Source organism: Nocardioides kribbensis, assembly GCF_015070375.1.
In the GTDB taxonomy this organism is placed as follows: domain Bacteria; phylum Actinomycetota; class Actinomycetes; order Propionibacteriales; family Nocardioidaceae; genus Nocardioides; species Nocardioides kribbensis.
The window spans coordinates 62,863-79,804 of sequence record NZ_JADCLL010000009.1 but is presented as its reverse complement, the minus strand read 5'-3'; the positions used below and the strand labels follow the sequence as shown (position 1 = coordinate 79,804).

General features: G+C 74.5%; 16 protein-coding genes and 1 riboswitch. Of the genes, 13 read left to right on the top strand and 3 right to left on the bottom strand.

The window, feature by feature from the left end:
* Window positions 1-41: 41 nt before the first annotated feature.
* Window positions 42-653 (bottom strand): beta/alpha barrel domain-containing protein, encoded by a 612-nt coding sequence (locus tag IR170_RS17465; protein WP_193666211.1) that lies wholly within the window; start codon window positions 651-653, stop codon window positions 42-44.
* Window positions 650-2,437, bottom strand: coding sequence for a PHP domain-containing protein (locus IR170_RS17460; protein ID WP_193666210.1), 1,788 nt, complete (start codon window positions 2,435-2,437; stop codon window positions 650-652). The genes IR170_RS17465 and IR170_RS17460 overlap by 4 nt, the downstream gene beginning before the upstream one ends.
* Before the next feature lie 200 nt (window positions 2,438-2,637).
* A riboswitch (SAM riboswitch) is annotated at window positions 2,638-2,782 on the top strand.
* 9 nt (window positions 2,783-2,791) lie between these two features.
* Here IR170_RS17460 and thrC point away from each other — a divergent pair.
* From thrC to IR170_RS17410, 10 genes are all read left to right on the top strand, one after another.
* Window positions 2,792-4,084, top strand: coding sequence for a threonine synthase (thrC, locus tag IR170_RS17455; RefSeq protein ID WP_082500124.1), 1,293 nt, complete (start codon window positions 2,792-2,794; stop codon window positions 4,082-4,084).
* Window positions 4,085-4,144: 60 nt separating this feature from the next.
* Window positions 4,145-4,420 (top strand): MoaD/ThiS family protein, encoded by a 276-nt coding sequence (locus IR170_RS17450; protein WP_056863510.1) that lies wholly within the window; start codon window positions 4,145-4,147, stop codon window positions 4,418-4,420.
* A gap of 435 nt (window positions 4,421-4,855) precedes the next feature.
* Window positions 4,856-6,589, top strand: a complete 1,734-nt coding sequence (locus IR170_RS17445) for an HNH endonuclease signature motif containing protein (protein WP_193666209.1) — start codon at window positions 4,856-4,858, stop codon at window positions 6,587-6,589.
* A 169-nt stretch (window positions 6,590-6,758) separates the two neighbouring features.
* Complete coding sequence (locus tag IR170_RS17440; RefSeq protein WP_193666208.1) at window positions 6,759-7,628, top strand: SGNH/GDSL hydrolase family protein; 870 nt, start codon at window positions 6,759-6,761, stop codon at window positions 7,626-7,628.
* A gap of 26 nt (window positions 7,629-7,654) precedes the next feature.
* Window positions 7,655-8,524 carry an ATP-grasp domain-containing protein gene (locus IR170_RS20460; protein WP_193666207.1) on the top strand — a complete coding sequence of 290 codons (870 nt, stop codon included), beginning with the start codon at window positions 7,655-7,657 and terminating at the stop codon, window positions 8,522-8,524.
* 193 nt (window positions 8,525-8,717) lie between these two features.
* Window positions 8,718-10,346: a chaperonin GroEL gene (gene groL / locus IR170_RS17430; protein ID WP_056865829.1), complete on the top strand. Its 1,629-nt coding sequence runs from the start codon at window positions 8,718-8,720 to the stop codon at window positions 10,344-10,346.
* 93 nt (window positions 10,347-10,439) lie between these two features.
* The gene (locus IR170_RS17425; RefSeq protein ID WP_193666206.1) at window positions 10,440-11,012 is read left to right on the top strand and encodes an RNA polymerase sigma factor; all 573 of its coding nucleotides are present in this window, start codon (window positions 10,440-10,442) and stop codon (window positions 11,010-11,012) included.
* On the top strand, window positions 11,009-11,701 hold the full coding sequence (locus tag IR170_RS17420) for a hypothetical protein (protein WP_193666205.1): 693 nt from the start codon (window positions 11,009-11,011) through the stop codon (window positions 11,699-11,701). Before IR170_RS17425 ends, IR170_RS17420 begins: the two co-directional genes overlap by 4 nt.
* Before the next feature lie 10 nt (window positions 11,702-11,711).
* The gene (locus tag IR170_RS17415; protein WP_193666204.1) at window positions 11,712-12,272 is read left to right on the top strand and encodes a nucleotidyltransferase family protein; all 561 of its coding nucleotides are present in this window, start codon (window positions 11,712-11,714) and stop codon (window positions 12,270-12,272) included.
* Between the two features lie 11 nt (window positions 12,273-12,283).
* Complete coding sequence (locus tag IR170_RS17410; RefSeq protein ID WP_193666203.1) at window positions 12,284-13,240, top strand: aminoglycoside phosphotransferase family protein; 957 nt, start codon at window positions 12,284-12,286, stop codon at window positions 13,238-13,240.
* Window positions 13,241-13,245: 5 nt separating this feature from the next.
* Here IR170_RS17410 and IR170_RS20080 read toward each other — a convergent pair whose 3' ends face one another.
* A complete protein-coding gene (locus IR170_RS20080) occupies window positions 13,246-13,626 on the bottom strand; it encodes a DUF2256 and DUF3253 domain-containing protein (protein ID WP_193666202.1) in 381 nt (126 codons plus the stop codon).
* 61 nt (window positions 13,627-13,687) lie between these two features.
* Between IR170_RS20080 and IR170_RS17400 the strand changes: the two genes are divergently transcribed.
* Genes IR170_RS17400 through IR170_RS17390 form a run of 3 tightly spaced genes read left to right on the top strand, consistent with a single transcriptional unit; the run spans window position 13,688 to window position 16,870 of the window.
* Window positions 13,688-14,569 (top strand): AAA family ATPase, encoded by an 882-nt coding sequence (locus IR170_RS17400; protein WP_056865834.1) that lies wholly within the window; start codon window positions 13,688-13,690, stop codon window positions 14,567-14,569.
* Complete coding sequence (locus tag IR170_RS17395; RefSeq protein WP_319805143.1) at window positions 14,566-15,729, top strand: vWA domain-containing protein; 1,164 nt, start codon at window positions 14,566-14,568, stop codon at window positions 15,727-15,729. Before IR170_RS17400 ends, IR170_RS17395 begins: the two co-directional genes overlap by 4 nt.
* Window positions 15,722-16,870 (top strand): XdhC family protein, encoded by a 1,149-nt coding sequence (locus IR170_RS17390; RefSeq protein WP_193666201.1) that lies wholly within the window; start codon window positions 15,722-15,724, stop codon window positions 16,868-16,870. Before IR170_RS17395 ends, IR170_RS17390 begins: the two co-directional genes overlap by 8 nt.
* Window positions 16,871-16,942 lie beyond the last annotated feature (72 nt).

The following is a 16,942-nucleotide window of genomic DNA, read 5'->3' as shown; positions in this document are numbered from 1 at the left end:
CCGCCGCCCGCCCCGGGCCGTGCCCTCCTGGACCGGGCGGCTCAGTGCGCCGAGCAGCAGGGGATCTGCACGCGCTGCTCGAAGGCGACCAGGCCGCCACGACCCGGCTGCACGAGGAGCACGCACCGGCCCTCGCGCCACACCGGCCGGGCGAAGCCGGTGAGGTCGAGCGCCGCGTCGCGGCGTACGTCGCTCCCGGCCAGGCCCTCCACGGCGTCGACGCCGCTGTCGGCCTCGACGGCGGCCGGCGTGGTGACCCGCTCGACGGCGGCGCGGCCGGGGTAGTCGACCAGCCGCCCCGCCCGCCGGGCGCGGTGCTCGCTCAGTGCCGCCCGGGCGCCGCCGAGCAGCTCGGGCGGCCCGGCGCTGGCGCCGTCGAGCACCAGCGCGACCCCGGGCAGGGCTTCGGCCAGACGGCAGAGCACGTCGGCCCGGGCGGGGGGTCCCGCGCCCTCGCCGGGGTCGGCCCAGGAGAGGGCGACCGCGGTGTGCGCGTCGGGCACGCGCACCACGTGGGTGCTGGCCCAGCGGTCCGTCCCGGTGCCGGCGACCTGCGCGAGCACCTCGCCCACCGCGTGGACGAGGTGCTCGGCGGCGCCGTGGTCGCGGGTGCCGCCGTCGACGCCCAGCGTGGTGCGCAGGGGCGGGGTCACCTCGCCGGGACGACCCAGATCGGGTTCGTGTAGAACCACAGGTCCACCCACGGGTCGGCGTCGCCCATGACGTCGAGCGCGGGACCGGCCGGGTCGACGCCGGCGCCGAGGTAGCCCGGCTGCTGGCGGTTGCCGTCGGTGCCGCGCAGGCGCACGTAGAAGGCCTCCTCGGCCGTGCCGAGGTCGTGGCGGATCTGGAAGGTGCCGGTGCGCGCCGACGTGTCCCACTGCTCCACGACCTTGGTGTCGGGGGCGGTGAAGGTGTCGCGGTCGCTGGCCGAGGCCGGGTCCACGACGCCGCGCACGAGGTCGACGCGGTTGAGCCGGGGGGTGAACATCGCCCAGTTCGGGACGTCCTGGGCGGTGATGGTCACGACCAGGCTGAGGCGGGCGCCGCGCGGGGCGACCAGCGTGCCGCCAAGGGTCTCGGTGAGCCGCCCGGGGCGCCGTCCGTTGCCCCGCGTCGCGACCACCTTGACGTCGACCGACTTCACCAGGCCGCCGTGGTCGACCCACACCCGCCCGTCGCGCATGCCCTTCATCACCGCGCGGTAGGACCGCGAGGTCGTGCCGACGTGGGTGCGGCTGTAGAAGCCGGGCCAGAAGTCGCCCGCGGTGGTGTTGACCCGGCCGGCGTAGACCGGGTCGCCGTAGCGGCCGTCGGCGTTGAACTGCTCGGAGGTGGAGCCGTCGGGGCGCCGCGAGGTGTCGGTCCAGTTGACGTGGGAGTCGGAGTTGGCGCTGATCGACCAGGGCTTGCCCTCGGCCAGCAGGGAGTCCCACAGCCCGCCGACGGTGGAGGTCATCCAGTCGAAGCCGCCCCACGTGCGGTAGCTCTCGGGCGGGTAGGCGGCGAAGGAGTTCGGGCCGGGCGCGTTGCCGTAGTAGCCGCGCGAGGAGCCGGCGCCGTAGCCCTCGGGCAGACCGGCGGCCTGGTGGCCGGGCGCACCCTCGAAGCCGATGGCCACGCTCGGGTCGGCGTCGCGCCAGGCGCGGATCTCGTGGGGGCTGTCGATGCCGTTGCGGGCGGGGTGGTTGGCCAGGAAGAGCGCGTCGGTGACCCGCTTGCGGCTGACCTGCCGGCCCAGCCACTGGATGCCGGCCACGGCCAGCGCCTCGTTCTCCGGGCTGCTGGCGGACGCGCCCTTGACCGAGCCGTCGTAGTCGTTCTCGAACTGCTTGAGCACCGCGACCTCGTGCGGACCCGGAGCGACGAAGACCGTGCCGTGCTCGGCGGCGGGGATGTTCCACTCCAGGCCCTGGAAGACCAGGGTGCCGGGCAGCTCGGCGCGGGCGTCGAGGATGTCGGGGTTGACCAGGTCGACGCCGATGCGGGCGTGGGTGGCGCCGCCGTGGTCGGTGATGACCAGCCAGTCCAGGCCGTAGGCCGCCGCGTGCTGGGCCTGGTCGAGCACGGTGTACTGCCCGTCGGAGCTGTGCTGGGTGTGGATGTGGTGGTCGCCGGCCAGCCACTGCGTGACCGCGCCGCCGGAGGGGCCGGGGCCGCGCCGGGCGGCCTCCTCCGCCGTGGCCGCGGTGACGCCGCTCATGCCGGCCATGCCGGCCGCCGCCGCGCCGGTGAGGCCGGCCGCGCGCAGCAGGTTGCGCCGTGACAGCTCGCCGGGGGAGAGGTCGGTGTCGGCGGTGTCGCTCGCCAGCGCCGCCGACGTCAGCGCGGTGGCCTCGTCGGTGGTGTGGCGGTGGTGGGTGTGCCCGTGGGAGTGGTCGTGGGAGTGGTCGTGCGGGTGGTGGGGGTCGTGGGTGTGGCCGTCGTGCGTGCTCACTGTCGCTCTCCTCGAGACGTGGGGGAGCCGGCCGCCGCGGGCCAGCCCTGCGACGCTCCACCGCGACGGTGAACGCCGGCCCCGCTGCGGGCGGCCCGCCGGTGAACGACGCGCGCCCGGCGTACGTCTCACCCCGGTGGGCGGGTCCACATCGCGGGACCGATGTGCGCATGCTGAGACGGCGTCGTACTGTTTTCAACAGCTCATCCAGAGGGACTGAGGGAACGGCCCAGTGAAGTCCCGGCAACCGCCACGAGCCTCCGCCACCCGGCACATCGGGGACACGGACGTGGAGACGGTGCCAATTCCGCCCGGCGCGAGAGTCGCAGCCGGGGAAGATGAGAAGGAGGACGCGTGAGCACCGTCGCTGAAGTAGAGACCGCCCAGCCCACCCCGGCCGACCAGCCCGGGATCCGTGAGGGTGCGTTCGGCAACGCCCGGGCCCTCGCCTGCCGCGAGTGCGGCAACGAGGTCGAGCTCGGCCCCCACTACGCCTGTCCGGAGTGCTTCGGTCCGCTCGAGGTGTCCTACGACTTCCCGGTCGTGACGCGCGAGGAGATCGAGGCCGGCCCCCGCAACATCTGGCGCTACAAGGCGCTGCTGCCGGTGCCCGACGACATCGAGCAGAGCCCCAACATGGAGCCGGGCTTCACCCGCCTGCTCCAGGCCCGCAACCTCGGCCGCGAGCTCGGCCTGGAGAAGCTGTGGGTCAAGGACGACAGCACCAACCCCACCAACTCCTTCAAGGACCGCGTCGTGGCCTGCGCGCTGAGCGCCGCCACCGAGTTCCACTCGAAGGTCTTCGCCTGCCCCTCGACGGGCAACCTGGCCAACGCCGTCGCCGCGGCGGGCGCCCGCGCCGGGATCAAGACCGTAGTCTTCATCCCGAGCAACCTCGAGAAGCCCAAGCAGGTCAACTCCGCGGTCTACACCGACTCCCTCGTCGCGGTGAACGGCAACTACGACGACGTCAACAAGCTGGCCTCCGAGATCGCGGGCGAGGAGGACGGCTGGGCGTTCGTCAACGTCAACGTCCGTCCCTTCTACGCCGAGGGCTCCAAGACCCTGGGCTACGAGATCGCCGAGCAGCTCGGCTGGCGCCTGCCCGACCAGGTCGTCATCCCCGTGGCCTCGGGCTCGCAGCTGACGAAGGTGCACAAGGCCTTCGGCGAGCTCGTGCGCCTCGGTCTGGTCGAGGACAAGCCGGTCAAGATCTTCGGCGCCCAGGCCACCGGCTGCTCGCCGGTCTCGACCGCCTACAAGGCCGAGGTCGACGCGATCCGCCCGGTGAAGCCCGACACCATCGCCAAGAGCCTGGCCATCGGCAACCCCGCCGACGGCATCTACGTGCTCGACATCTGCCGCAGCACCGGCGGCGCGGTCGAGGACATCACCGACGACGAGGTCCGCGAGGGCATCCTGCTGCTGGCCCGCCACGAGGGCATCTTCACCGAGACCGCCGGCGGCACGACCGTCGGTGTGCTGAAGAAGCTCGTCGAGACCGGTCAGCTCGACCCCACCCTCGAGACCGTCGTCATCAACACCGGCATGGGCCTGAAGACCCTCGACGCCGTCTCCGACCAGGTCGGCCCGGCCGCCACGATCGACGCGTCCTACGCGGCGTTCACCGCCACCGGCATCGCCTGACCGGCCGGTCCGCCGCACCCCTCCCAGCCCTCGCCGCACCAGCACCAGGAGATCGACCCCATGAGCGTGTCCGTCCGCGTCCCCACGATCCTGCGCACCTACACCGGTGGTGAGTCCGAGGTGACCGCCTCCGGCGCCACCCTGGCCGACGTGCTCGACGACCTCGAGACGCAGTACGCCGGCATCCGCGCCCGGGTGCTCGACGACAACGGCAAGCTGCGCCGCTTCGTCAACGTCTACGTCGGCAGCGAGGACGTCCGCTTCCTCGACGACCTCGCCACCCCCACCCCCGACGGCACCCAGGTCTCGGTCATCCCTGCCGTCGCCGGCGGCTGACCCGATCCGCTCCCTGCTCGGAGCGGCGGTCGAGGCGGCACCTCCTGTGCCCCGGTGGTCGAGCAGGGAGCGCCTGCGCCCCGGTGGTCGAGCAGGGAGCGCCTGCGCCCCGGTGGTCGAGCAGGGAGCGCCTGCGCCCCGGTGGTCGAGCAGGGAGCGCCCGCGCCCCGGTGGTCGAGGCGGGAGCGCCCGCGCCCCGGTGGTCGAGGCGGGAGCGCCCGCGCCCCGGTGGTCGAGGCGGGAGCGCCCGCGCCCCGGTGGTCGAGGCGGGAGCGCCCGCGCCCCGGTGGTCGAGGCGGGAGCGCCAGCACCACGGTGGTTGAGGAGGGAGCGCCAGCGACCGTCTCGAAACCACCCTCACGCGACAGCGCAACCCTCTCCACAGATCCACCGACAGACCTAGTCATCGAATACCTGTTCGAATAAACTAGACGCATGCTCCTCGACCTCGACACCACCGGCGCTGTGGTCGACGTGGAGTCCCTCGAGGCCGATGACGTCCTGGAGTACGCCGCCGACACGGCGAGGTCGGTTCGCGCCGCGGAGCGTCGCACCCTGCGGGTCATGGCCCGCTGGGGAGCGCTGAACCCCGACCGGGCCTACGCCTGGTCGGTGCCGGGCATGATGCGCCATGGGCTGGACGAGTTCGCGGCTGAGCCGTTGGCCCTGGCGTTGGAGATGTCGCCAGTGAATGCGGGCTGCAACCTGGCCGAGGTCATGGAGCTGGTCCACCGGCTGCCCCGCATCTGGGCGATGGTGGAGGACCTCACCCTCCCCGGCTGGCGGGCGCGGCGGATCGCCTCCCAGACCCAGGTCCTCAACGACACCGGGGCTGCGTACGTCGACCGCAAGGTCGCCGCCCTCGGGGCGAAGGTCCAAGGCCTCGGGGCGCGACGCATCGAGCTGTTCGTCGCGGAAGCCGCGGCCAGGCACGACCCCCACGCCCAGGCTGCCCTCGAAGAACGAGCCCGCGGTGGGTGGAACGTCCGGGTGACCCACGACGTCGACCGCGGCTCCGCGTCGGGCACCTCCTGGTTGGAGGTGCTCGGTGACACCCAGGACCTCACCCGCTTCCACGACCTGATCTGCGCCACCGCCGCCGAGCTCGGACGCCACCAGACCTCGACCGGAGCAGTGGTCGAGTCGTTGGAGGTCCGCAAGGCCCGCGCGATCGGGGTGATCACCGACCGCGCCCAAGGACTGACGGCACTGGACTCGGTGGAGCCCACGACTGCGAAGGAGCGGGTGGTCTACCTCCACCTGCACCCCGAGGACCTCGCACGCGCCGAGACCCTCGCCGCCCTCGACGCCACCCGCATGAGTGGAGAGGGGCCCCCGGCTCACGAGGACTTCCCGCCACCCACCGAAGCCCCGGCCGAGGAACCCCCACCGGACCCCCGGGACCTCCCCACCCCCACCGACCACGAGACCGTCCCCGCGGAGCAGCCCCCGGCCCCGGTGGCCGAGCAACGAGCGCAGCGAGCGTCTCGAAGCCAGGCCTCCGCCGGCGGCGACCCCGAGATCACGCCCGCCGGGCAGGCCCCGGCGCCGGTGGCTGAGGAGCGAGCGCAGCGAGCGTCTCGAAGCCACCCCACCACCGACGAGCACCCAGTGCACGAGCAGCCCGCGGACGACCCGTACCGCACCACCGGACCCGACCTACGCCCCTCCCCGGTCCACCGCCACCACGAGACCAGCCACCTGTCCCAGATCGACCGCACCGGCCCACCACCCGGCACCGCGGTCGTCGAAGGCCTCGGGGTCGTCTCCACCACCACCCTGCGCCGCTGGCTGGCCGGCACCAAGGTCTACCTACGCCCCGTCATCGACCTCGACCCCACCACCGCCGGCGCCGTGGACCGGCACGACCCACCACCCTGGATGCGCGAACACGTCACCATCCGCGACCCCCGCTGCATCTTCCCCGGCTGCACCGTGCCCTCACGCCGCTGCGACCTCGACCACATCACCCCCTACCGACCCCTCGACCACGGCGGACGCCCCGGCCAAACCCACCCCTCCAACCTCGCGCCGCTGTGCCGCCACCACCACCGATTGAAGACGACCGGCTCGGAGGGCAGTCCACCCTGGCGCTACACCCGGCATCCCGACGGCACCTACGCCTGGACCAACCCCCACGGCTGGACCACGCTGGTCCGCACCGGCTGAGCCCTGTCGGCCCCCGGCGCCGAGGTGCGGCTCCCGGGGAAGCGGCCCGATGCGGGGGTGTCTGCGACCGTGGTGCGGTCGGGGTCCGTGTCGAGGGGTCCGGCTGGGCGACACGTCGCCTCCACGCCCACGACACCGCCCGTTCAGGAGCACCTGGTTGAACGTCCCCATGCCCCACGCCCCCTCCACGACCCACGCCCGCTCGACGCGCAACCGGCTCGTCGCGGTCGGTGTGGCTGCCGCGGCGGTCGGCGCGGCCACCGGGGGGCTCGGGATCGGCGCGCGCGAGCTGCTCCACCGCCAGGCCGACCACGCGCGCCGGCTGATCGGGAAGCCCCTGGGCGAGGTGGCGCCCGACGCCGACCGCACGTGGAAGAAGTCCTACGGCGACCCCGTGCAGCTCCTGCTGCTCGGCGACTCGATCGCGGCAGGTCTGGGCGCCGACCGGCCCAAGGAGACCCTCGGCGGCCGGCTGGCCAAGGGTCTGGCCAAGGCGACCCACCGGTCGGTGCGACTGCGCACGGGCGCGGTGGTCGGGTCGGAGAGCTCGATGCTGACCGCGCAGCTGGCCGGGCTGCCCGCGTCGTACCGCGCCGACGTGGCCGTCATCGTCGTCGGCGGCAACGACGTGACCCACCGCGTGCCCGTGGCCGACAGCGTGAAGCACCTCGAGGAGGCGATCGCGCTGCTGCGCGAGCGCGGCACGGCGGTGGTGGTCGGCACGTGTCCCGACCTCGGGCTGCTGCGCCCGGTGCCGCAGCCGCTGCGGGCGCTGGGCTCGCGCGCCTCGCGGCAGCTGGCCGCCGCCCAGATGACGGCGGCGGTGGCCGCCGGGGCCCATGCGGTGTCGCTGGCGCACTGCGTGGGCCCGTTCTTCATCACCAACCCCGACGAGATGTTCAGCCTCGACCGCTTCCACCCCAGCGCCCTGGGCTACAAGCGCACCGCCAAGGCGATGCTGCCCTCGGTGCTGGCCGCCCTGGGCGTCGCGGAGCAGGTGCCGTTCGGTCACCGCGCCCCGGCCCTGCCGCCGGGCTGAGCCCGCGGGTGCGGCAGGCTCGTGGTGTGACGACCGTGCTGCTGGCCACCTTCGACCTCCTGCCCGACGGCGAGCGCGGGGGCGACCTGCTCCCGCCCGCCCTGGCCCGGCGCGGCATCGAGGCCCGCTGGGTCTCCTGGTCCGACGACACCGTCGACTGGGCAGGGGCCGACCTGGTCGCCGTGCGGTCGACCTGGGACTACCACCGCCGGCTCCCGGAGTTCCTGGCCTGGGCCGAGCGCGTGGGCCGGCGGGTGCCGCTGCTCAACGGGGCCGACGTCTTCGCCTGGAACGCCGACAAGGCCTACCTGCTCGACCTCGCGGTCGACCTGCCCGTCGTGCCGTCCCGGCTCGTCGACGACACCGACCTCGCCGTCGCGCTGGCCGCGGCCCTGGCCGAGCACGGCGAGGTCGTGCTCAAGCCGCGCACGGGCGCCGGCGGCGTGGGCCTGGTGGTGGCCGCTCGCACCGACGACCCCCGCCTGGCCGACCTGGGTGACGGTCCCTGGCTGCTGCAGCCGGTGGTGGCGTCGGTGCGCACGACGGGGGAGCGCTCGCTGTTCGTGCTCGACGGCGCCGTGGTCTCGCAGGTGGACAAGGTGGCTCCCTCCGACGACCTCCGCGTCCACCCGCAGTACGGCGGGAGCTCGCGTCCGGTGCCCCTCGACCCCGCGGCGGTCGACCTCGCGGAGCGCGCGACCGCCTGGCTGGGCGAGCGCTTCGGCCGCCCGCTGCCCTACGCCCGCGTCGACCTGCTCGAGGTCGACGGCGCCCTGGCGGTGAGCGAGGTCGAGCTGATCGAGCCCGGGCTCTACCTCGACCTCGTGCCGGGCAACGCCGAGGCGTTCGCCGACGTCGTCGTCGGCGCCCTCGGCGCCGCGTCGACCGCCTCCTGATTTCTTGCACTCGCCCAGGGCGAGTGCTAAACATGATGCTGGCACTCTCCTCTGGAGACTGCCAAGACATCAGGACCGGCGGGTTGAGGTCTGCAGCGTCGGCGGGAAGGGTCCGCCGGATCGGCCAGATCGTCCGTCGCGGGCAACGAGCCGGTCCGTCCACGCACGTCCCATGCGAAGGATCGCAGGAGTTATGTCGAAGCTGATTGCTTTCAACGAGGAGGCCCGACGCGGCCTCGAGCGTGGCATGAACACGCTCGCGGACGCCGTCAAGGTGACCCTCGGCCCCAAGGGGCGCAACGTCGTCCTCGAGAAGAAGTGGGGCGCCCCCACGATCACCAACGACGGTGTCTCCATCGCCAAGGAGATCGAGCTCGAGGACCCCTACGAGAAGATCGGTGCCGAGCTCGTCAAGGAGGTCGCCAAGAAGACCGACGACGTCGCCGGCGACGGCACCACCACCGCCACCGTCCTCGCCCAGGCGATGGTCCGCGAGGGCCTGCGCAACGTGGCCGCGGGTGCCAACCCGATGGGTCTCAAGCGCGGCATCGAGGCCGCGGTGGCCGCCGTCTCGGAGCAGCTGCTCTCGATGGCCACCGAGATCGAGACCAAGGAGCAGATCGCCGCCACCGCGTCGATCTCCGCCGCTGACACCACCGTCGGCGAGATCATCGCCGAGGCGATGGACAAGGTCGGCAAGGAAGGCGTCATCACGGTCGAGGAGTCGAACACCTTCGGGCTCGACCTCGAGCTGACCGAGGGCATGCGCTTCGACAAGGGCTACATCTCGGCGTACTTCGCGACCGACATGGAGCGCATGGAGGCCGTGCTCGAGGACCCCTACGTCCTCATCGCCAACCAGAAGGTCTCCAGCGTCAAGGACCTGCTCCCGATCCTCGAGAAGGTCATGCAGTCGGGCAAGCCCCTGCTGATCATCGCCGAGGACACCGACGGCGAGGCCCTGTCGACCCTGGTCGTCAACAAGATCCGCGGCACCTTCAAGTCCGTCGCCGTCAAGGCCCCGGGCTTCGGCGACCGCCGCAAGGCCATGCTGCAGGACATCGCGATCCTCACCGGCGGCCAGGTCATCTCCGAGGAGGTCGGCCTGAAGCTGGAGTCGACCGGCATCGAGCTGCTCGGCCAGGCCCGCAAGGTCGTCATCACCAAGGACGAGACCACGATCGTCGAGGGCGCCGGCGACGCCGCCCAGATCGAGGGCCGGGTCAACCAGATCCGCGCTGAGATCGAGAAGTCCGACTCCGACTACGACCGCGAGAAGCTCCAGGAGCGCCTCGCCAAGCTGGCCGGCGGCGTGGCCGTCATCAAGGTCGGCGCGGCCACCGAGGTCGAGCTCAAGGAGCGCAAGCACCGCATCGAGGACGCCGTGCGCAACGCCAAGGCGGCCGTCGAGGAGGGCATCGTCGCCGGCGGCGGCGTGGCCCTGGTGCAGGCGTCGGCCACCGCGTTCGACAAGCTCGAGCTCGAGGGCGACGAGGCCACCGGCGCCAACATCGTGCGCTACGCCACCGAGGCCCCGCTCAAGCAGATCGCGGTCAACGCCGGCCTCGAGGGCGGCGTCGTGGCGGAGAAGGTGCGCAACCTGACCCCGGGCCACGGCCTCAACGCCGCGACCGGCGAGTACGTCGACATGCTGGCCTCCGGCATCATCGACCCCGCCAAGGTGACCCGCAGCGCGCTGCAGAACGCCGCCTCCATCGCGGCGCTCTTCCTCACCACCGAGGCCGTCGTGGCCGACAAGCCCGAGAAGGCCGCCCCCATGGGTGGCGACCCCTCCGGCGGCATGGGCGGCATGGACTTCTGAGTCCCGCCCCGCACGACCCGCAGCACCCGTAGCACCCGCACCACCAGCAGGGCCCCCGCTCCGGCGGGGGCCCTGCTGTGCTTGGCTGGAGTGGTGGACCCCGCCGAGCAGGACGCCCGCGACCGCGCGCGCTTCGAGGAGCTCGCCCCCACCCTCGTCGAGCCGCTGCGTCGCTTCCTCGCCCGCCGCACCGACGCCGACACCGCCGAGGACGTGCTGGCCGACACCCTGCTGGTCTGCTGGCGCCGCGCCGACCAGCTGCCCGACGCGCCGCTGCCCTGGGCCTACGGCGTCGCGCGCAACTGCCTGGCCAACGCCGAGCGGGGCCGCCGTCGCCAGCAGCGCGTCGCCGCGCGCATCGCCGTGGTCGACCCGCCGCAGGCCAGCACCGCGGGGCCGGGACACGACGCCGTGACCGACCCCGACCTCGCCGCCGACCTCGACGCCGCCCTCGCCGCGCTGCGGGAGGAGGAGGCCGAGCTGCTGCGGCTGTGGGCCTGGGAGCAGCTCACGCCCGCCGAGCTCGCCGTCGTGCTCGACATCAGCGCCAACGCCGCGAGCATCCGTCTCCACCGCGCCCGCGGCCGGCTGCGCGAGGAGCTCGCCGCCCGAAAGGACGGGCGCGCCGCCGGACATGAGGGGACGAGAGGGAGGAGCAGCCGATGACCGACGACCCGCAGCACGACGACGCGCAGCACGATCCCGAGCTGCGCGCGCTCCTGCGCGGCGCCGACCCGGCCGCCTCCCTGCCGCCGGCCGACCCCGCGCGGGTGGCCCGACTCCTGGAGGACGTCATGAGCAAGCCCCGTCACGGTGAGGACTCCTCGACCACCACCGGCGAGAACCGCGCCAGCGGCACCCGTGGCCGCAGCCCGCTGACCTGGCTGGTCGCCGCGGCCGCGGTGGCCCTCATCGGCGTGCTCGGGGTGGGGGCCCTGCTCGGCGCCGACGACGAGGACGACGTGCCCACCGCCGGCGACGCCCCCGCCGTCTCCGGCGACGCGGAGCCCAGCGTCACCCGCCTCGAGGTCGCCGACGCCCCGGCCGGTCGCTGCATGGTGCCGACCCCCGAGGTCCTGGCGGGCGCCTCGCTGGCCTTCGAGGGCACCGTGACCGAGCTGGTCGACGGCACGGCGGTGCTCGAGCCCTCGGAGTTCTTCGCCGGCCGCTCCACCGACACCGTCGAGGTGACCGCGCCGAGCGAGGACCTCCAGGCCCTCATCTCCGCGGTCGACTTCCAGGTCGGCGAGCGCTACCTCGTGGCCGCCGACGGCGCCCAGGTGATGGTGTGCGGCTTCAGCGACCTGGCCACCCCGGCCCAGGAGCAGCTCTACGCCGAGGCCTTCAACCGGTGAGCGCACGACGGTGACCGTCGCCGGCCTGCTGCTGGCCGCCGGCGCCGGTCGGCGGATGGGCACGCCGAAGGCGCTCGTCGACGACTGGCTGGTGCGCGGCGTCGCCACGCTGCGCGACGGCGGCTGCGACACCGTGACCGTGGTGCTCGGCGCCGCAGTGGAGGAGGCCGTGGCCCGACTCGAGGGCACCGGCGCCGACCACGTGGTGGCGCAGGACTGGCACCGTGGCATGTCGGCGTCGCTGGCCGCCGGTCTCGCCGCCCTCGGGCGCGACGGGCGTGACGGGGGCGGGCCGCCCGAGGTCGCCGTCGTCAGCCTGGTCGACCTGCCCGACGTGGGTCCCGCGGTGCTGCGGCGGCTGCTGGCCGAGCCCCGCGGCGGCGCCACCCTCGCCCGGGCCTCCTACGCCGAGGGACCCGGCCACCCGGTGCTGCTCGGTCGCGACCACTGGGCGGGAGTGCGCGCCGCGGCCACCGGCGACCGCGGGGCCCGCGACTACCTGCGCAGCCACCCCGTCGAGCTCGTCGACTGCTCCGACCTCGCCACCGGCCGCGACGTCGACAGCCGCTGAGCGTGGCCCCGGTGGACCCCGTGCCCCCCGACCCGACCGCCCCCGTGCGGCTGCAGCCCCTCACGCGCGCGCGGGTGGCCGACCTCGGCGAGCCGGCCCGCGCCTGGGCCGCCGGCCTGCCCGCCGTGCTCGCCGAGCTCTGCGCGCGCTGGGGGCTGACACCGGGGCGCAGGCTGCCCGGCGGCAGCGCGTCGTACGTCGTGCGCGCGAGGACCGCCCGCGGCGAGGAGCGCGTGCTCAAGCTGCGCCTGCCCGACCCCGCGCTGGCCGACGAGGCCGGTGCCCTGCGACGGGCCGACGGCCGCGGCCACGTGCTGCTGCACGACCACGACGAGCGCCACGACGCGCTGCTGCTCGAGGCGCTGGGCGGTTCGCTGGAGCAGTCGCCCCTCGCGCCGCACGACGCCCTCGCGGTGCTGGCGGCCACCCTGCGCGAGGCCTGGACCGTGCCGCTGCCCGAGGGCCCGACGCCACCCCCGGGGGAGCGCGCCCTCGCCCGGGCCGCGCTGCTGCGCCGCCGCGACGCCGACCTCGGCCGGCCCTGCGACCCCCGCGTGCTGGCCGCCGCCCTCGACGCCGCCGAGCGGCGCGCCGGGGCCGACGACCCCGCCCGCCACGTGGTGCTGCACGGCGACCCCCACCCGGCCAACGCGCTGCGCGTGCGCACCCCGCGACCCGGCGCCCCTGCGGGGTGGGTGCTCGTCGACCCCGACGGGGTGCGCGGCGACCCCGCCCACGACCTCGGGGTCGCGCTGCGCGACTGGACCTCGCGGCTGGTCGGTCCCGACCCGCGCGGTGTGCTGCGCGACTACGCCGCCAGGCTCGCCGACGCCACCGGTGAGGACGCCGACGCGGTCTGGGACTGGGGCTACCTCGAGCGGGTCTCCACGGGGCTCTACGTGCTGTCCTTCGGCGCCGACACGCTGGGTCGGCGCTTCCTCGACTCCGCCCGCGCGCTGGTCGACTGACCGGGTCAGCGGGCCCGGCGGATCCGGATCGCGCCCTTGGCGGTGGAGGGGTCGACGACGCGGCCGCCCTGGGTGATCTCGACCTCGCCCGCCGCCACGAGCCGCCGGGCCGCGCGGCGCGCCGGCTCCATCAGCTCGCGCCAGCCCTCGTCCTCGGCCGGACCGACGGCCCGGGCGGCGTCGGAGGGGCAGATCGTCGACGTGCGGGCGCGGGCGGCGAGCAGGTCGAGGATGGCGGCCTCGAGCCGGCGGTCGGTGTCGGTGACGCCGTGACGGCGGCACGAGGTGGAGCAGTACTTCACCGAGTCCCAGTCGCGCTCCCACTTCTTGCGCCACTCGATGGTGCGCCCGCACGACGCGCAGGTCTTCGGCTCGGGCACGCTCACGCCCCGAGTCTGCCTCCACCGGCCAACCCGGGACCAACACCGCCCCGTCTACGGTGGGCCGATGCAGCCGACCCCTCCCGCGAGCCCGTCCGACGTCGCGACGCTGCTGGGCTCGACGGGCTACCTCTGCGACGACGACCTCGCCACCGTCGCCTTCCTCGCCCTGCGCATGGAGCGCCCGCTGCTGCTCGAGGGCGAGCCCGGCACGGGCAAGACCGCGCTGGCCGAGGCGCTCGCGCAGACCCTCGACCTGCCCCTCGTGCGGCTGCAGTGCTACGAGGGCATCGACGCCACCCAGGCGCTCTACGACTGGGACTTCCCCCGCCAGATCCTCCACCTGCGCGCCCTCGAGGCCGCCGGCGGCGCCGACGCCGAGGAGGCCGAGAAGAGCCTGTACGACGAGCGCTTCCTGCTCGCCCGCCCCGTGCTCGCGGCCCTCCAGCAGAGCCCGGCCGTGCTGCTGGTCGACGAGGTCGACCGCGCCGACGACGAGTTCGAGGCCTTCCTGCTCGAGGTGCTCTCGACCTACCAGGTCTCGATCCCCGAGCTCGGCACCGTCGCGGCGGCGACCCCGCCGATCGTGGTGCTCACCTCCAACCGCACCCGCGAGCTCCACGACGCCCTCAAGCGGCGCTGCCTCTACCACTGGATCGACCACCCGGGCCTGGAGCGCGAGGTGGAGATCGTGCGCTCCCGCGCGCCCGAGGTGTCGGAGACCCTGGCCCGGCAGGTGGTGACCCTGGTGCAGCAGCTGCGCGAGGGCGGCTCGCTGCAGAAGCCGCCGGGCGTCGCGGAGACCCTCGACTGGGCGCGCGCGCTGGAGCACCTCGGTGCCGAGCACCTCGACCTGGAGACCGCCGCCCGCACGCTGGGCGCCCTGGTGAAGTACCGCGAGGACGCCGAGCGCGTGCGTCACGCGCTCGACCGGGTGCTCACGGCGTGAGCGTGCCGACCGACACCCGGGAGGCCCCCGCCGAGGCCGGTCACGGGGCCGACGAGATCCTGCTGGCCTTCACCCGGGCGCTGCGCGCCGCGGGGGTCGGGGTCACCTCCGACCGCGCCCAGACCTTCGTCGCCGCCACGTCGGTGGTCGGGCTCGACGACGTCGACGCCACCCGGTGGGCCGGCCGGGCCACCCTGTGCGCCGGCCCTGACGACCTGGTGCGCTTCGACCAGGTCTTCGAGGCGTGGTTCAACGCCCGCGACGGCCTGCCCCGCACGGTGCCCACCCCGCCGACCGCCCCGACCGCGTCGCAGCTGCCGGAGTCCGACGCCGCGGGCGGGGCCGGCTCCGAGGCCGACGCCGACCTGGTGCGCGCGATGGCCAGCGACACCGAGGTGCTCCGCCAGCGCGACGTGGCCGGCATGACCCACCACGAGAAGGCCCGGCTCGCGGCGATGTTCGCCACTCTGCGCGTGCGCCCGCCGCGGCGGCGTACGCCACGGCACCAGGGGTGGCACCGCGGCGACGTCGACGCGGCCCGCACGCTGCGCGCCAGCCTGCGCCGCATGGGGGAGCCCTCGGAGATCGCGTGGCGCCGCCGCGCCACCCGTCCGCGGCGCGTGGTGCTGCTGGTCGACGTGTCGGGGTCGATGAGCGGCTACGCCGACGCGCTGCTGCGCCTGGCCCACCGCATCACCCTGGCCACCGCCGACGCGGCCGGGCGCGCGGGGTCGGTGGAGACCTTCACCGTCGGCACCCGGCTGACCCACCTGACCCGGGCCATGCGGCTGCGCGACCCCGAGCGGGCGCTGGTCGCCGCCGGCGAGACGGTGCCCGACTGGTCGGGCGGCACCCGGCTGGGGGAGTCGCTGCGGCTCTTCCTCGACCGCTGGGGCCAGCGCGGCATGGCCCGCGGGGCCGTCGTGGTCGTCTTCAGCGACGGCTGGGAGCGCGGCGACCCCGCGCTGCTGGCCGAGCAGGTGGAGCGGCTGCACCGCGTCGCCCACCGTGTGGTGTGGGTCAACCCCCACCGCGGCAAGGCCGGCTACGCGCCGGTGCAACAGGGCGTGCTGGCCGTGCTGCCGCACGTCGACGACTTCGTCGCCGGCCACTCGCTGGCGACCTACACGGAGCTGTGCGAGGTGATCGGTCGTGCGTGAGGTGCTGCCCGAGCTGATGGAGTGGTGGGAGGCCGGCGAGACCGTCGGCGTGGCCACCGTCGTCGCGACCTTCCAGTCGGCGCCGCGCCCGCCCGGCGCCTCGATGCTGGTGGGCCCCGACGCCTCGGCGGTGGGCTCGGTCTCCGGCGGCTGCGTCGAGGGCGCGGTCTACGAGCTGGCCCAGGAGGTGGTCGGCTCGGGTGCCCCGCAGCTCGAGCGCTACGGCGTCTCCGACGACGACGCCTTCGCCGTCGGGCTGACCTGCGGCGGCATCCTCGACGTCTACGTTGAGAAGGTCAGCCGCGAGACCTTCCCCGAGCTGGCCGAGATCGCCGACGACATCGCGCAGGGGCGGCCGGTGGCCGTGGCCACCGTCATCGAGCACCCCGACCCCGCGTGGCGCGGGCGGCGCGTCGTGGTGCGCCCCGAGACCGAGGGACTGGCCGCGGGCAGCATCGGCTCGCCGCGCGCCGACGACGCGGTGCGCGACGACGCCCTCGGCCTGCTCGCCACCGGCACCAGCGCCGTCCTCGGCTACGGCCCCGACGGGGAGCGCCGCGGCGAGGGCATGCGGGTCTTCGTGTGGGCCTTCGCACCCAAGCCGCGGATGCTCGTCTTCGGCGCCATCGACTTCGCCGCGGCCGTGGCCCGGGTCGGGGCGTTCCTCGGCTACCACGTCACCGTCTGCGACGCCCGGCCCGTCTTCGCCACGGCCAGCCGCTTCCCCGAGGCCGACGAGGTCGTCGTCGACTGGCCCCACCGCTACCTCACCGCCGAGCACGAGGCGGGTCGCGTCGACGGGCGCACCGTGCTCGCCGTGCTGACCCACGACCCCAAGTTCGACGTGCCGCTGCTCGAGGTGGCCCTGCGCCTGCCCGAGGTCGCCTACGTCGGGGCCATGGGCTCGCGCCGCACCCACGACGACCGCCTCGCGCGGCTGCGCGAGGTGGGGCTCACCGAGGCCGAGATCGCCCGGCTCTCCAGCCCGATCGGGCTCGACCTGGGCGCCCGCACCCCCGAGGAGACCGCGATCAGCATCGCCGCCGAGATCATCGCCGGGCGCTGGGGCGGCAGCGGTGAGCGGCTCGCGAGCACCGACGGCCGGATCCACCACCACGACCGTCCCGTGCTGGGGGTCTGAGACCCGGGCCGGGGCGGCGCCCGGGCCGTCACGACGAGGTGAACAGGTGTGACCACGATCACCCGTCCGGTG

Excerpts from the sequence above, each read along its gene's own strand:
- IR170_RS17440 (WP_193666208.1), top strand. The coding sequence starts at position 6,759 with ATGCCCCACGCCCCCTCCACGACCCACGCCCGCTCGACGCGCAACCGG.
- IR170_RS17450 (WP_056863510.1), top strand. The coding sequence starts at position 4,145 with ATGAGCGTGTCCGTCCGCGTCCCCACGATCCTGCGCACCTACACCGGT.
- IR170_RS17400 (WP_056865834.1), top strand. The coding sequence starts at position 13,688 with ATGCAGCCGACCCCTCCCGCGAGCCCGTCCGACGTCGCGACGCTGCTG.
- IR170_RS17420 (WP_193666205.1), top strand. The coding sequence starts at position 11,009 with ATGACCGACGACCCGCAGCACGACGACGCGCAGCACGATCCCGAGCTG.
- groL (WP_056865829.1), top strand. The coding sequence starts at position 8,718 with ATGTCGAAGCTGATTGCTTTCAACGAGGAGGCCCGACGCGGCCTCGAG.
- IR170_RS17445 (WP_193666209.1), top strand. The coding sequence starts at position 4,856 with ATGCTCCTCGACCTCGACACCACCGGCGCTGTGGTCGACGTGGAGTCC.